16 protein-coding genes are annotated in these 14,160 nt (G+C 67.6%); 9 read left to right on the forward strand and 7 right to left on the reverse strand.

The annotated features are described in order from the left end of the window. Positions 1 to 118: 118 nt before the first annotated feature. Together B2G71_RS21275 and B2G71_RS21280 are read right to left on the reverse strand one after the other, a co-directional pair. Positions 119 to 1,345, reverse strand: coding sequence for a pyridoxal-dependent decarboxylase, exosortase A system-associated (locus B2G71_RS21275; protein ID WP_098108676.1), 1,227 nt, complete (start codon positions 1,343 to 1,345; stop codon positions 119 to 121). Further along, entirely contained in the window at positions 1,342 to 2,868 is a 1,527-nt protein-coding gene (locus B2G71_RS21280; protein WP_098108677.1) for an acyl-CoA ligase (AMP-forming), exosortase A system-associated, read from the reverse strand. Before B2G71_RS21280 ends, B2G71_RS21275 begins: the two co-directional genes overlap by 4 nt. 39 nt (positions 2,869 to 2,907) lie before the next feature. On the opposite strand from B2G71_RS21280, the gene B2G71_RS21285 reads away from it, so the two are divergent. Genes B2G71_RS21285 through B2G71_RS21300 form a run of 4 tightly spaced genes read left to right on the forward strand, consistent with a single transcriptional unit; the run spans position 2,908 to position 5,688 of the window. After that, complete coding sequence (locus B2G71_RS21285) at positions 2,908 to 3,921, forward strand: GNAT family N-acetyltransferase (protein WP_240530273.1); 1,014 nt, start codon at positions 2,908 to 2,910, stop codon at positions 3,919 to 3,921. Between the two features lie 42 nt (positions 3,922 to 3,963). Beyond that, positions 3,964 to 4,227, forward strand: a complete 264-nt coding sequence (locus B2G71_RS21290) for an acyl carrier protein (protein WP_098108678.1) — start codon at positions 3,964 to 3,966, stop codon at positions 4,225 to 4,227. A 10-nt stretch (positions 4,228 to 4,237) separates the two neighbouring features. Beyond that, positions 4,238 to 4,918: a hypothetical protein gene (locus B2G71_RS21295; protein WP_098108679.1), complete on the forward strand. Its 681-nt coding sequence runs from the start codon at positions 4,238 to 4,240 to the stop codon at positions 4,916 to 4,918. Further along, positions 4,915 to 5,688 (forward strand): hydrolase 1, exosortase A system-associated, encoded by a 774-nt coding sequence (locus B2G71_RS21300; protein WP_098108680.1) that lies wholly within the window; start codon positions 4,915 to 4,917, stop codon positions 5,686 to 5,688. The genes B2G71_RS21295 and B2G71_RS21300 overlap by 4 nt, the downstream gene beginning before the upstream one ends. 7 nt (positions 5,689 to 5,695) lie before the next feature. Here B2G71_RS21300 and trxB read toward each other — a convergent pair whose 3' ends face one another. Next, a complete protein-coding gene (trxB, locus tag B2G71_RS21305) occupies positions 5,696 to 6,667 on the reverse strand; it encodes a thioredoxin-disulfide reductase (protein WP_098108681.1) in 972 nt (323 codons plus the stop codon). A 179-nt stretch (positions 6,668 to 6,846) separates the two neighbouring features. Between trxB and B2G71_RS21310 the strand changes: the two genes are divergently transcribed. Continuing rightward, positions 6,847 to 7,716 (forward strand): alpha/beta hydrolase, encoded by an 870-nt coding sequence (locus tag B2G71_RS21310; RefSeq protein ID WP_098108682.1) that lies wholly within the window; start codon positions 6,847 to 6,849, stop codon positions 7,714 to 7,716. 70 nt (positions 7,717 to 7,786) lie between these two features. Here B2G71_RS21310 and B2G71_RS21315 read toward each other — a convergent pair whose 3' ends face one another. Continuing rightward, positions 7,787 to 8,584: a tyrosine-protein phosphatase gene (locus B2G71_RS21315; protein WP_098108683.1), complete on the reverse strand. Its 798-nt coding sequence runs from the start codon at positions 8,582 to 8,584 to the stop codon at positions 7,787 to 7,789. A 71-nt stretch (positions 8,585 to 8,655) separates the two neighbouring features. Here B2G71_RS21315 and B2G71_RS21320 point away from each other — a divergent pair, with 71 nt between their 5' ends. Genes B2G71_RS21320 through B2G71_RS21330 form a run of 3 tightly spaced genes read left to right on the forward strand, consistent with a single transcriptional unit; the run spans position 8,656 to position 12,789 of the window. After that, positions 8,656 to 9,762 (forward strand): HlyD family secretion protein, encoded by a 1,107-nt coding sequence (locus B2G71_RS21320; protein ID WP_098108684.1) that lies wholly within the window; start codon positions 8,656 to 8,658, stop codon positions 9,760 to 9,762. Between the two features lie 47 nt (positions 9,763 to 9,809). After that, entirely contained in the window at positions 9,810 to 11,336 is a 1,527-nt protein-coding gene (locus tag B2G71_RS21325) for a DHA2 family efflux MFS transporter permease subunit (RefSeq protein WP_276306936.1), read from the forward strand. 4 nt (positions 11,337 to 11,340) lie between these two features. Continuing rightward, a complete protein-coding gene (locus tag B2G71_RS21330) occupies positions 11,341 to 12,789 on the forward strand; it encodes an efflux transporter outer membrane subunit (RefSeq protein ID WP_098108685.1) in 1,449 nt (482 codons plus the stop codon). Here B2G71_RS21330 and B2G71_RS21335 read toward each other — a convergent pair. Both B2G71_RS21335 and B2G71_RS21340 read right to left on the reverse strand, forming a co-directional pair. Next, complete coding sequence (locus B2G71_RS21335; protein WP_098108686.1) at positions 12,786 to 12,968, reverse strand: hypothetical protein; 183 nt, start codon at positions 12,966 to 12,968, stop codon at positions 12,786 to 12,788. The two genes, B2G71_RS21330 and B2G71_RS21335, sit on opposite strands and share 4 nt — an antisense overlap. A 114-nt stretch (positions 12,969 to 13,082) precedes the next feature. Beyond that, complete coding sequence (locus tag B2G71_RS21340; protein WP_168176439.1) at positions 13,083 to 13,310, reverse strand: hypothetical protein; 228 nt, start codon at positions 13,308 to 13,310, stop codon at positions 13,083 to 13,085. 475 nt (positions 13,311 to 13,785) lie between these two features. Here B2G71_RS21340 and B2G71_RS24235 point away from each other — a divergent pair, with 475 nt between their 5' ends. After that, positions 13,786 to 13,962: a hypothetical protein gene (locus B2G71_RS24235; protein ID WP_168176440.1), complete on the forward strand. Its 177-nt coding sequence runs from the start codon at positions 13,786 to 13,788 to the stop codon at positions 13,960 to 13,962. 72 nt (positions 13,963 to 14,034) lie between these two features. Here B2G71_RS24235 and B2G71_RS21345 read toward each other — a convergent pair. Next, the coding region (locus B2G71_RS21345; protein ID WP_276306937.1) for an acyl-CoA dehydrogenase family protein at positions 14,035 to 14,160 on the reverse strand (126 nt) is incomplete at its 5' end.

Below are 14,160 nucleotides of genomic sequence, written 5' to 3' on the forward strand. Positions count from 1 at the left end.
AGGCGAAAGCCAGCCTGCGCTATCGCCAAAAAGGGTGAACAATGCGTTAGCCTTGACTGGCAAACTTGGTCACGGTCCCAGATCGGGACGGCCATCCCCCTGATTGTTTAAGAAGATTTCAAACGAGCATTTCGCGCGCGGGGCCTTGGCCGAGAAACGCGGCGGGGCTGGCGCTGGCCCCATAGGCCCCGGCACAGAACACGGCCACGAGGTCTCCCACGTCGGCCTGCGGGAAGCCGCCCTTGTCGGCGAGCCGGTCGAGCGGCGTACACAGGCACCCGACGATGGTGGCGGCTTCCTCGGGCCCGGCGCCGAAGCGCGTGGCGATCGCGCTGGGATAGTTGCGGCGCACCACCGTGCCGAAGTTTCCCGACGCCGCGAGCTGGTGGTGAAGGCCACCGTCGGTGACAAGGAAGACCTCGCCGTGGCTCACCTTGCGGTCGACGATCCGGGCGAGATAGACGCCCGCCTCGCCGACCAGATAGCGGCCCAGTTCGACGCAGAACGCGGTCTCGGCCAGTTCTGGCGGCAGCGCGTCCATCGCCTCGCCCAGCCTCGCGCCAACCATGCCGAGGTCGAGCGGCGTGTCGCCCGGAAAATAGGGGATGCCGAAGCCGCCGCCGAGGTTGCATCGCGGCAGCGGAACACCGCTCTCGCGCGTTAGCCGCGCGGCTAACGCAAGGGTCTGTGCCTGAGTCTCGGCGATGGCGTCGGCATCGAGCGCCTGGCTGCCGGCGAAGATGTGGAAGCCGCGCCACTCGGCCCCGGCCTCGACCAGCCGCCGTGCCAGCGCGGGAACGCGCTCGGCATCGATGCCGAAGGGCTTGGCGCCGCCGCCCATCTTCATGCCCGAGCCCTTGAGATCGAAATCGGGATTGACCCGGATCGCGAGCCGGGGAGCCACGCCAAGCCCGTCGGCGATCGCCAGCGCGCGCGACGCCTCGTTTTCCGATTCCAGGTTGAGCGTGACCCCGGCAGCGATCGCCGCCTCCAATTCGCTGTCGCGCTTGCCCGGCCCGGCAAAGCTGACGCGCCCCGGATCGATCCCGGCATCACGCACGATCGCCAGTTCGCCGCCCGAGGCGATGTCGAAGCCGTCGACCAGGCCGTCCATCAGGGTCAGCAAGGGGCTGAAGGGATTGGCCTTGACCGCGTAATGCAGTGCCACGCATTCGGGAAGCGCCGCGCGCAGCGAGGCGATCCGCCGACGCACGAGACCGCCAGCGTAGACGAACAGCGGCGTACCGCCCGCCTCCTCGACGAGTTCGGTGACCTTGCGGCCGTCCACCGCGAGCACGCCTTCGATCGCCGCGTACCCTTCGGGAATCGGACCGAGCGGCTTCACACCGCAAGCTCCGCCTGGAGCCCGGTCCGGTCGATCTTGCCGTTGGGTCCGATAGGCATGGCATCACGCCAGTGGATGAGCGTGGGCTGCATGAAATTCGGTAACTGCTGCATGAGGTTACGCTGCAACTCATCGGATCGGTCCGAACCATCGGGGTGGCCCCGGACGACGAGATGGACCGCCTGCCCCAGCCGGTCGTCCGGCACGCCGAGCGCCACCGCCTCGGCGACGAGGCCGGTCGCGAGCGCGGCCTCCTCGATCTCCTGCGGGCTGATACGATTGCCCGCCGACTTGATCATCGCGTCGCGCCGGCCGACAAAGTAGAGCAGGCCCTCGGCGGAGCGCCTCACGCGGTCGCCCGACCAGACCGCAGTGCCGCCGTAACGGGAGCCGGACGGCGCGGGGCGGAAGCGCTCGACGGTGCGCCCCGGGTCCTGCCAGTACCCTTGCGCGACAAGCGGGCCGCAATGCACCAGTTCACCTTCCTGATCGTTCTGAGCTATATGACCCATATCATTGATAACAAGGACTTCCGCGTGCGGAATGGCCTTTCCCATCGAGGTCGGGTGACTATCTATCAGCGCGGGATCGAGATATGTCGAACGGAACGCCTCGGTCAGCCCGTACATCGCGAAAAGCCGCGCCTCGGGAAACACCGCGCGCAGCTTTCGCACCAGGTCGGTGGTGAGCGCGCCGCCGCTGTTGGTAAGGCGGCGCAGGTTCGCCGCGACATCGGGCGCCCAGTCGAGTTCGCAGACCTGTACCCACAGCGGCGGCACCGCCGCGAGCGTGGTGATCGCGTGACGCCCGACCGCCTTTACTAGATCGCGCGGCACGAGATAGTCGAGCGGCACGACGCAGCCGCCCGCGTACCAGGTCGAGAAGAGCTGGTTCTGTCCATAGTCGAACGCGAACGGCAGCACCGCAAGCGTGCGGTCGTCGCTCTCGAGGCCAAGATAGCCGGCGACGCTCTCGGCCCCGAGCCACAGGTTGGCATGGCTGAGCATGACGCCCTTGGGTCGCCCGGTCGAACCGCTGGTGTAGAGGATCGCGGCGAGATCGTCGGGATCGGCCCCGGATGGACCGCACTCGTCCCCCGCCTCATGGGCCGCTGCGATCGCGGCTTCCTCCTCGATCACCGCGCAGCCGCCCGGCACGTCGCCCGCCTCCAGCGTCTTGAGCCGCGCGGGTGTACCCGCCAGCATCGCCGCGCCGCTGTCGGCGAGGATATGCGCGACCTGCGCGCGCTTGAGCAGCGGGTTCACCGGCACATGCACCAGCCCCGCGCGCGCCGCCGCCAGGGGCATCAGGCAGGTCAGCTCGCCCTTGGCCGCCCAGGTCGCGATGCGCGCGCCCTTCTCGGGCACTTCGCGCGCCAGCCAGCCCGCCAGCAGAGCGACACGCGATCTTAAGTCCTGGTAGCTAAGCGTGTGCGAGCGCAGCACGAGCGCCGGGTCCCGATCGGCTCCCAGCAACGGGAGATGGTCGATCGGACGGGTCGGATGATCGGGCGCGCCGGACATTTACCGTGGAGGTCTCCGCAAGTCTCGGGGAAATGGCGATTGGTCGAGATCGAATATCATACCGATCTTAAGGAAGTGCAATGCGACCCCGTGCTTGGCGACCTGCTCGCGCGCGCCTCGCAGGCGGGGCCGTTCGACCGGATCGCGTGGTGGCGCCTGCTCGCGCGCCACTGCGGCCTTGACCCCCTGCTGGCGGTCGCCCGCGACGGCGATGCCATGGCCGCGCTGCCGCTCGCGCGGCAGGGCGACGGGCTCGCGGCGCTCGCCAACTGGTACACCTTCCGCTTTCGCCCGATCCTGATGCCGGGCGCGCGCTCGACCGAGCTGCTGCGCACGCTCGCGTCCGATCTCGCCTCGCGTACGGAGCGGATGACTCTCGCGGGCCTGCCCGACGAAGATGGCTGCGCCACCCGGCTCGCCGAGGCTTTCCGCGCGGAGGGCTGGTTCGTCGTGCGCGAGCCGTGCGACGTCAACCACTACCTCGAGGTCGCCGGCCGCACATATGCCGACTATCTCGCAGGTCGCCCCGGCAAGCTGCGCACGACGCTCAAGCGCAAGTCGGGCAAGGTCGAAACGCGCGTGCTCACGCGCTTCGATGCCGCTGTCTGGGCCGACTACGAGCAGATCTACGCGGAAAGCTGGAAGCCCGAGGAAGGCAGCCCCGACTTCCTGCGCGCTTTCGCCGAGGCCGAGGGCGCCGCGGGACGGCTGCGCCTCGGCATCGCCCGCGCGGATGGCCGCGCGGTCGCGGCGCAAATGTGGACCATCGAAGCCGGGGTCGCCTGGATTCACAAGCTCGCCCATCGCGAAAGCGCGCGGCCCCTCTCCCCGGGCTCGGTGCTGAGCGCGGCGCTGTTTCGCCACGTCATCGACGAGGACCGGGTCGAAACGGTCGACTTCGGTACTGGTGACGATCCCTACAAGCGCGACTGGATGGAGGCCGTGCGCCCGCGCTACCGGCTCTCGCTGCTGCGTCCGGCGGCTCCGCGCAACTGGCCGGACATGGCGAAATTCGGCCTGCGACGCCTTGCCGCGACGGTCAAGCGGGGCTAGACGCCATGCCCCACGCCGCATTGCCGCAAATCCGAGGGGTTAATGGCTGACGAAACCGACCAGATCCTGCGCGCAATCCTGACCGACGTGCTCGGCCTGAAGCCGGGCCGCGCGGACGGATTCGACGCCGATACCGGTCTGTTCGGTCATTTGCCCGAACTGGATTCGATGGCGGTCGCCGGCCTGCTCACGGAGATCGAGGACCGGCTCGATATCTTCATCGAGGACGACGAGATCGAGGGCGAGATGCTCGAGACCTACGGTGCGCTGCTCGCGTTCATCGAGGCCAAGCGCGCCCACGCGTGATGCACCCGGCATGACCCCGCTGCGCTGGCCCTGCCCCTCGGACGACGGCGGCAAGGCTGGCGAATACGCGCTTGCCTGCGACCGCAGGCGCGCGCTGCGCCTGCTGATCGTTCCGGCGCTGTTCGACGAGGCGAACCGGATGCGCCGCTTCACCGTCGAGGTCATGCGCCGGCTCGACGCAGCGGGGATCGACACCATGCTGCCCGATCTTCCCGGCACCAACGAGAGCCTGCGCGCGCTCGACGTGCAGACGCCGGAAGGATGGTCCCGCGCAATGGCGGCCGCCGCCGAGACCTTCGCGGCGAGCCATGCGCTCGGCGTGCGCGGCGGATGCCTGTTCACCCCCGCCGAACTCCCCCGCTTGCACTACGCCCCCGCGCGGCCTTCGGGCCTGCTGCGCCAGATGATCCGCGCGCGCATCCTCGCCTCGCGCGAGGCGGGCCGCGAGGAGACGACCGAGACGATCCGCGCGCAGGCGCTCGCCGAGGGTATCGAGCTTTCGGGCCACCGGCTCGGCGCAGCGTTCTTCCGCGACTTCGAGACGATCGAGGAGCCCGCCGACGATGCGGCCCGCGTGATCGAGCAATCCGACATCGGCGGTCCCGGGCTTTGGCTGCGCGCCGAGCCGGGCGAGAGCGATGCGCAGGCCGACGCCCTCGCCCGCATCGTTGCCGAAGCGATCATGCGATGACGCGGCGGCACGTCACCTTCGATTGCGAGGGCGCGCAGCTCGTCGGCACGATCGACGAGGGCGACGGCCCGGCGGGACTGCTGCTCGTTACCGGGGGCAACGAGCTGCGCTCGGGCGCGTGGGGCGGACAGTCTGAGTTCGCCGCGCGCCTCGCCGCCTCGGGCTTTCCCGTGTTTCGTTTCGACCGGCGCGGCACCGGTGACAGCGAGGGGCGCAACGCCGGCTTCCGCGCCAGCGCGCCCGACATCGCCGCGGCGCTCGGCGCGTTCCGCGCGCAGTGCCCGGTGCTCGGGCGCGTGGTGGCCATGGGCAACTGCGACGCGGCGAGCGCACTGATGCTCGCGGGCGGTGCCGGGCTCGACGCGCTGATCCTTTCCAATCCGTGGACCTTCGACGAGGACGGCGAAGCGCCCGCACCGCAGGACGTGCGCCGCCATTATCGCGGGCGGCTTGCCGACGCGGCCGCGATAAAGCGGCTGCTCACCGGCAAAGTCTCGCTTGGCGGGCTCGTGCGCAGCCTGTTCGCGGCGGCGAGGCCCGCGTCCCCGCCCTCCTCGCTGGTCGGAGAGATGAACGCTGGAATCGCGCGGTTTCCGGCGCCGGTCGTCTACCTCGTCGCCGAGCGCGACCGCACCGGGCAGGCATTCCTCTCGGCCTGGACCGAACCCGGCGCCGACATCCGCCTATGCCCGGGCGCAACGCACAGCTACGTCGAGCCGCACGCGCGCGACTGGCTGTTCGAACAGGCGCTGAGGGTCCTGCGCGGCTGAAAAGCGCCTATTCGGCGGCTTCCCTGGCGGCCTCGGCGAACTCCTTTTCGGCGAGGTAGCGCTCGGCGTCCAGCGCGGCCATGCAACCCACGCCCGCCGCCGTCACGGCCTGGCGATAGGTGTGATCCATCACGTCTCCGCAAGCGAAGACGCCGGGGATCGCGGTGCGCGGCGTGCCCGGCTCGACGATCAGATAGCCCGAGGCGTCCATCTCGAGCTTGCCCTTGAACAGTTCGGTCGCGGGCGCGTGGCCGATCGCGACGAAGGCGCCGTCGGTCTCGATCTCGCTCTCCGCGCCGGTCTCGGTGTCGATCAGCGCCAGCGCGCGCAGCTCGCCGGTCGTGGAATCACCGACGAAGCGCTCGACCCGCTTGTTCCACAGGACCGAAATCTTGGGATTGGCCATGAGCCGGTCCGCAAGGATCTTTTCAGAACGCAGCGAATCGCGGCGGTGGATCAGGGTCACGTCGTCCGAGTGATTGGTGAGGTAGAGCGCTTCCTCGACCGCGGTGTTGCCGCCGCCGATCACCACGACCTTCTTGCCGCGATAGAAGAAGCCGTCGCAGGTGGCGCAGGCCGAGACGCCCTTGCCCGAAAGCTCCTGCTCGCCAGGCACGCCCAGCCACTTGGCCTGCGCGCCGGTCGCGATCACCAGCGTATCGCCTTCGTAGATGTCGCCGCCGTCGCCGATCGCGCGGAACTTGGGGCCCGACAGATCGACCTCGACGATCGTGTCCCACATCATCCGGGTGCCAACGTGCTCGGCCTGGGCCTGCATTTCCTGCATCAGCCACGGGCCCTGGATCACGTCGCGGAAGCCGGGATAGTTCTCGACGTCGGTCGTGATGGTAAGCTGGCCGCCCGGCTGCAGACCCTGCACCACGATCGGTTCCATGCCCGCGCGCGCGCCATAGATCGCCGCGGTCAGCCCCGCCGGGCCAGAGCCGATGATGAGCATGCGGGTGGTATGTGTCGCCATTTTTCCAGTTCCTTCCGCGAGGCGAGATAGAGCGCGCAGCCCCGTTTTGCCAAGTCGAACGCGCCGATGGAATTTATTCGTTCCCGAAAACGAGGCCTTGAGCGGCAATCTTCGCTCCCGCGCGCGCGCGATCAAGCGGCGGATTGAACTTTGCGCCGGGCGGGTGCAGGTGCGGGGCCATGAAAGACCTCGCCGGACCGACCTCGAACCGCTTCGTCTCGCAGCGGCTCAACCTCCATTACGTCGACTGGGGCAATACCGACGCGCCGCCACTGATCCTCCAGCACGGCGGGCGCGATCATTGCCGGAGCTGGGACTGGGTCGCCGACGAGCTGCGCCGCGACTGGCACGTGATCGCCCCCGACCTGCGCGGCCACGGCGACAGCCAGTGGTCGCCCGAGGGCCATTACGGCATGGACGCCTTCGTCTATGACTTCGCCCAGCTCGTGCACACGCTCGGCTACGAGCAGGTGACGATCGTATCGCACTCGCTAGGCGGCAACATCGCGACGCGCTTTACCGGGCTCTATCCCGACAAGGTCGCCAAGCTGGTGAACATCGAGGGACTTGGGCCGCCGCAGGATCATCCGATGCAGGCGGGTCCGACGGCGGACCGCCTGCGCGAATGGATCGCGGGCAAGCGCGCCGCTTCGGGGCGCGTGCCGCGCCGTTACGACACGCTGCGCGCCGCCTACGAGCGGATGAAGGCGGAAAATAGCTTCCTCACCGACGAGCAGGCGCGCCACCTCACCATTCATGGCGCCAGCCGCAACGAGGACGGCACCTGGGCGTGGAAGTTCGACAACTACCTCAACGTCTGGAACGCGACCGACATTCCCTACGAGGAGAAGACCGCGCTGTGGCGCGATATCGCCTGCCCGGTGCTGCTCCTGTGGGGCAAGGACAGCTTCGCCGCGAGCCCGGCGGGTGACGGCCGGCTCGACAACTTTCGCGATGCCACGCTGATCGAGTACGAAGGCGCCGGGCACTGGCTGCACCACGACCAGTTCGACCGCTTCATGACCGACGTAAGGGCTTTCCTGAGCTGAGATCGCGCCGATTCGCTCGGCACGGACGTGGCGAGCCGGCCACGCGGTTCGCGTCGTTGGGGCCCGGAGGTCAACTCTCGACGAGCGCTTCTCGCAACCGTTCGCGGCGAGCCGCGCCGAACCCGAGGCCGGCTTCCAGGAAGGCATCGGTCGAACCATGCCGCTCCTCGATCGCGGCGAAGGCCGCTTCGAGATATTGCGGTTCCACGCCCATAAGCACGCGCATCGCCGCTTCGTCGGCATCGGGCGAGATTGCCCGAATCGTCTCCATCCCCGCCGCCACGCGCGCTTCGGAATTGCCGGCCGTGTTGGTCAGCATGAAGTCCTCGAAGATATCGTCGCGATGCACCCCCGCGGCGAGCTGGACGATCGCGACCGCGATGCCTGTCCGGTCCTTCCCCGCCATGCAGTTCACCAGCGAGGGGCCGCGATCTTCGGACAGTTCGACAAGGTGCTTGCCGACCATCGCCTGTAGCTCGGGCCGGAAGGCGATGACGCCGTAGACCTCGACGATGCGGCGCCGCACCGATTCGGGGCCCTCGCCGCCAAGGCCCTTCGCCGAATCGATATGCGGCGCGTGCCGCTCGCCTGGGTCCTGTGCGTGGTGGATCGTCGCCGAAAAGCCCGCCGGACGGCGGCAGGGATGGCTCGCGCGCTCGCGATCGGTCCTCAGATCGAACACCGAACTCAGACCGAGCGCGTCGATCGCCGCGAGGTCCGCCTCGCTCGCCTTGCTGTGCTGGCCAGAGCGCCACAGGATGCCGCGCCGCAACCGGCCGCCGCCGGCGACCCGATAGCCGCCGAAATCGCGAAAGTTGTGCACGCCTTCCAGCTCGATGACGCGCGAAGAGGGTTCGGTATGGGTCATTCCAGGCTTTCCTATTGCCGATAGTAGCCATGCTTAGTATCGGCGTGATACAAAGTTTTGCAGGAAGCTTGATGAACGCCGAAAGCCCGATCAAGGCCGAAACCGCACGATCCTCGCGGATCACCGCCCAGCGGAGACGCATTCGCCTCGTGCTGATGATCGGCGGCCCGGCGCTCGTGATCGCCGTCGCGCTCTATTTCTACCTCACGGGCGGACGCATCGAATCGACCGACAATGCCTCGCTCCAGACCGGGATGGTCGCGATCAGCCCCAATGTCGCCGGTACGGTCGTCGAGATCGCGGTCGAGGAAAACCAGCGGGTGAAGCGGGGCGACCTGCTGTTCCGCATCAAGGCCGATACGCTGCGCAACGAAGTCGCGCTCGCCGAGGCCGAACTGGTCGAAGCACGCAGCGACGTGGCCTCGCTCGAAGCCGACTACAAGGAAGCGCAGTCGCAGATCAGCGCGGCGCGGGCGCGCTACGATCTTGCCCGCAACGACGCGAAGCGCCAGCGTTCGCTGCTCGATGAGGGCATCGCCAGCCGCGCCCAGTACGACGCGGCGCAGACCGAAGTGCGCACTGCGCGCGATGCGATCGCCGCCGCGCAGGCGAAGGCCGAGGGCCTGCGCGCGCAGCTCGCCAAGATGGCCGGCGGCGGGATCGACGCGGAACCCGGCGTGCGCGCCGCGGCGGCGCGGCTCGCGCAGGCAAAGATCAAGCTTGGCGACGCCGAGGTGCGCGCGCCCAAGGACGGCATCGTCACGCGCGTCAACCAGTTGCAGGTCGGCAGCTATGTCTCGCCGGGCAAGCCCGTTTTCATGCTCACCGGCCTGCGGTTCTGGGTCCAGGCCAATTTCAAGGAAGACCAGCTTCGCTACATGCGCGTCGGCCAGCCCGCCGAGGTCAAGGTGGACGCCTTCCCCGACCACGTCCTCAAGGGGCGGGTCGAAAGCTTCAGTCCGGGCACCGGATCGAGCTTCTCGGTGCTTCCGGCCGAGAACGCCACCGGCAACTGGGTCAAGGTAGTCCAGCGCCTGCCGGTCCAGATCGCCATCGCGGAGGTTCCGTCCGGCCTGCCGATGAGCGCGGGCCTATCCGCGCAAGTCGAAGTCGACACCGGTCACGAGCGTCACTTGTTCGGGCCCGACACGGTCGCAGCCGCGCCGGCGGGGAAATGACCCGCGCCGTCGCGGCGGCGGCACCGGGCTGAGCAAGACCTGGCAACGTGAGCGAATACCCCACCCCCCTGCGCCGGTTCCTGATCACCGTCCCGTCGATGCTCGCGTCGATGATGGTCGCGGTGGACATCACCATCGCCAACGTCGCGCTGCCGCATATGCAAGCGAGCCTCTCGGCCTCGCAGGAACAGGTCCTGTGGGTGCTGACGTCCTATCTCGTCGCCGGCGCGATCGCGACCCCGCTCAGCGGCTGGCTCGCCGGGCGCTTCGGCCGCAAGCTGGTGATGGTGGTCTCGGTCGGCGGCTTCACCCTGGCCTCGGCACTGTGCGGCATGGCGACGGACCTGCAGACGATCGTGCTGGCGCGCTTCCTCCAGGGCTCGTGTGGCGCGGCGCTGATCCCGCTGAGCCAGGCCATCCTGCTCGACATCAACCCGCCCGAGGAACATGCCAAGGCCATGGCGATCTTCGCGCTCGGCTCGATGGCGGGCCCGGTCATCGGCCCGACGCTCGGCGGCTATCTCACCGATGCGCTCTCGTGGCGCTGGGTGTTCTTCATCAACCTGCCGTTCGGCGTCCTCTCGTTTCTCGGCATGCTGGTGTTCCTGCCCTCGAGCGACGAGACGAGTTCGAGCAAGTTCGACATGTTCGGCTTCGCTACGATCTCGATCGCGCTGGCCGCTTTCCAGCTCATGCTCGATCGCGGCGAGCATCTCGACTGGTTCGATTCGCTCGAAATACAGCTCTATGCCCTCGTCGCCGGGATCTGCTTCTACCTGACGCTCGTGCACATGTTCACCGCCAAGGACACCTTCATCCGGCCCGAGCTGTTCAAGGACCGCAACTTCGCGATCGGCTCGATTTTCAGCATGCTGATCGGGGTCGTCGCCTTCGCCACGATCCCGATGGTCGTGGTCATGACGCAAACGCTTCTCGGCTACTCTGCCTTCCACACTGGCCTCGTCGGCTTGCCCCGCGCGATCGGGACGCTGGTTTCAATGCTGCTCGTGACCCGGCTGGTCAGCTACGTCGACATCCGCATGATCCTGATCGCCGGTCTCGCCATCACCGGATACAGCATGCTGATGTATTCGCGGATGGACCTCTACGTCGACGAGTGGGGCCTTCTGGTGGCCGGCTTCGTCCAAGGTGTCGGCGGCGGGCTGATGTTCGTGCCGCTGTCGGTGATCGTCTTCTCGACGCTGCCGCAGCGCCTGCGCAACGAGGGCGCGGCGATGTACTCGCTCACCCGCAATGTCGGCAACGCCATCGGCATTTCGGCGCTGCAGTTCTTCTATGTCCACTATGCCGCGAACTCGCGGCAGCGCCTCGTCGAGGCGGTGCGGCCGGACAATCCGGCGATCGGCTACGCGATGCCCGATTTCGACTTCAACTCGGTCGAGGCGCTCGCGAGAATGAACGCCGAGATCGCGAGGCAATCGGCGATGGTGGGAGACGTCAGGATCTACCACCTCGTGTTTCTGATCGCCCTCGCCATGCTGCCGCTGATCCTGCTCATGCGGACCAGGAAAGGCGGTGCGGTGAACGAACCGCCCATGCACCTTGGGGAATGACGCGATGAACAAGTCTCTGCCGCTCCTGCTCGCGATCGCCGCGACTGGCTGCACGATGGGTCCCGATTTCGAGCGGCCGGCCGCGCCGCCGCCGCAGTCGGGCTATGCCAGCGACGGCGGCACGCGCGCGGTGCTCGGCGAAGGGCCCGAGGCGGAGTGGTGGCGGGCGTTCGGTTCGCCTCGGCTCGACGATCTGGTCGCACGGGCGATCGCGGGCAACCACAGCCTCGCCGCCAGCCGCGCCACGCTCGCGAAGGCGCGCGAGCGCATCGCCGCGGTGTCTGGCCGGCGCCTGCCACAAGTCACCGCCGACGCGCGCGGCGAGTACCAGAAGTTCAACCTTCAGGCCTTCGGGCTTGGCGACCGCTTCGGCAGCGGCGGCATCGGCAATCCCGAATTCGACCTCTACACCGTCGGCGCGGGCGTGACTTACGATCTCGACCTGTTCGGCCGCAACCGCCGCGCGCTCGAACAGGCCGCGGCCGAAGCGCAAGCGCAGATGCGCGAAACGCAGACCGCGCATCTCGTGATCGCCGGCCGCGTCGTGGCGCAAGTCCTCGCCATCGCCGCGCTCAATGACCGTATCGCGACCGAGCGCAAGCTCATCGCCGAGGACGAGCGCAACGTTTCGCTCACCGAATCGCGACGCAGGGCGGGCGACGGGACCACGGTCGAAGTGCTGACCGCGCAGGGCCAGCTCGAGAGCGACCGCGCCGGAATTCCCGCGCTCGAATGGCAACTCGCCGAAGCGCGCGCGATGCTGGCGGTGCTGCTCGGGATTTCACCCGCCGAACTCGGCGATACCGGATTCTCGCTTGCGGACTTCACGCTTCCCGCCCGCATTCCGGTGGCCGTCCCCTCCGAACTCGTGCGCAAGCGTCCCGACATTCTCGAGGCCGAGGCGCGTCTCCATGCCGCCACAGCGGCGATCGGCGTGGCGACGGCGGAACTCTATCCCGACGTGACGCTTGGCGCGTCTGTCACGCAATCGACCTCGGAAGCCGAGAAGGTCTTCGACACCAAGTACAATGCCTTCGATCTGTTCGCGGGCCTCACCGCGCCGATCTTCGATGGCGGAACGCGGCGCGCGGAGAAGCGCGGCGCCGAGGCCGAAGCGCGCGCGATCGCGGCGCAGTACCGGCAAGTTGTGGTCGAAGCCTTCGGACAAGTCTCGACGCTGCTCTCCGCGCTCGAGAGCGACAGCCGGGAACTCGCCGCGCGCAAGCGCTCGCAGGACGTCGCGGCGCGCTCGCTGCACTTGTCGCGGCGCAGCTTCGAGGTCGGGTACAGCGGCATTCTGCAGGTGGTCGATGCCAGCCGAACCTCGCAACGCGCCGAACTGGCGCTGATCGAGACGCGTACCCGGCAATACCAGAATGTCGCGCGGCTCTACGTCGCCACGGCGGGCGGCTGGTCATTGGAAGAGGACGGCTTGCCGGGCACCGGCGGCTAGCCGGCGCGCTCGAGCGGGGCGGCGCTGTGCGTTTCCCCCGCGATGGCGGTGTCTTCGCTGGCGAAGGGGGCGAGGAAAATCGCGATGAAGGCCGCGAGCAGCGCGACGACCGCAGGCATGACAAAGCAGGTGGCACCGCTCCGGCAATGATCCTGGATGTGGTCGCTATCGTGCTTCATGACGCATATAACCCACGCAAATGCGCGCGGTTGCATGAGTCAGCGCGATTCCAGCACGTTACGGCGATCGCGAGGTGGCGTAAGCCTCGGTCGACGCCATAGGCGGACTGGAGGTCAGACGAAGAGCGCCAGCGCGATCACGACCCATACACCGAGGCTGAGGCCCACGGCAATCACCAGTCCGGCGGCGGAACGCGGCTCATGCAGTTCTTCTGCCTGCATTTGCCAGATTCGCGGCTTTGCGTCGCTTGATAGCGGACCGGAATCGCGTGCGCCGCCTGCGAGGCGCATAAGTTCGGGGGTAGCTTCCATATTATTTTCCTCTCCCGGAGAACCGCCCATCTCGGGCGCGATCCTTCCAGAAAAACATCACCGGACACCAAGACTGAAACCCGCGTGTCTGCTCCGGCTTCGACGATGGTTTATGCTTACCAGAATCCTCCCGACAATCAACGTTTCCGGGCCTTTGCGCGACTTTCGTCTAAGGCCAGGGCGCGCGCGTACGCTTGCGCCAAAGCGATTGTGTCCTGCAGCAAAAAGTCTGCACGGCTAATTCCGAAGTGTTGCAAGGGCATGATAGGTGGAATCGAGATTTGCGGCCGAGGCTTCTTCGCAACTGCATAAGACGAGTTGACAAGGGATTTCTTGTCATAAAACCGTAATATCGGCGGCTAGGTCGACTACCGATGCATCGCCTGTGGACAATCGCGTGGAAAACCCGTTCTCCGATTCGCGCCGACTTTGACTCTGCCGCCACAGGTAAAGTACTTGCATCCCGTCTTTTCGGTAGGCCGCTCTTTCCAGTACGGAGGCTCGCGTGCGCAAGGGACTCTTTCGAACCGAACTCCCTGGAATTGGTGAATGCGCCCGGGTCGACATGTCGGCAGGCGATGCCGCGCCCTACCTCGAACGAAAGATGTACGAGATGCTGGGGTTTCGGCCTGCGTTCGAGAGCCTTCCCGAGCGCGCCGTCACGCTGCAACCGCAGGGCTGAGGCGCGCGCCGACCCGCTGGCCAGTCAGCGACGGATAGACGCGGCCCCTGGCGCTGGCCCGGACTGCCGATCTCAGGCGCCGGCGCCGATCAGTTCCCTGCCGATCAGCATGCGGCGGATTTCGTTGGTGCCCGCGCCGATGTCGAGCAGCTTGGCGTCGCGCAGGTAGCGTTCGACCGGCCAGTCCCTGGTATAGCC

This window comes from Novosphingobium sp. PC22D (genome assembly GCF_002556635.1).
In the GTDB taxonomy this organism is placed as follows: domain Bacteria; phylum Pseudomonadota; class Alphaproteobacteria; order Sphingomonadales; family Sphingomonadaceae; genus Novosphingobium.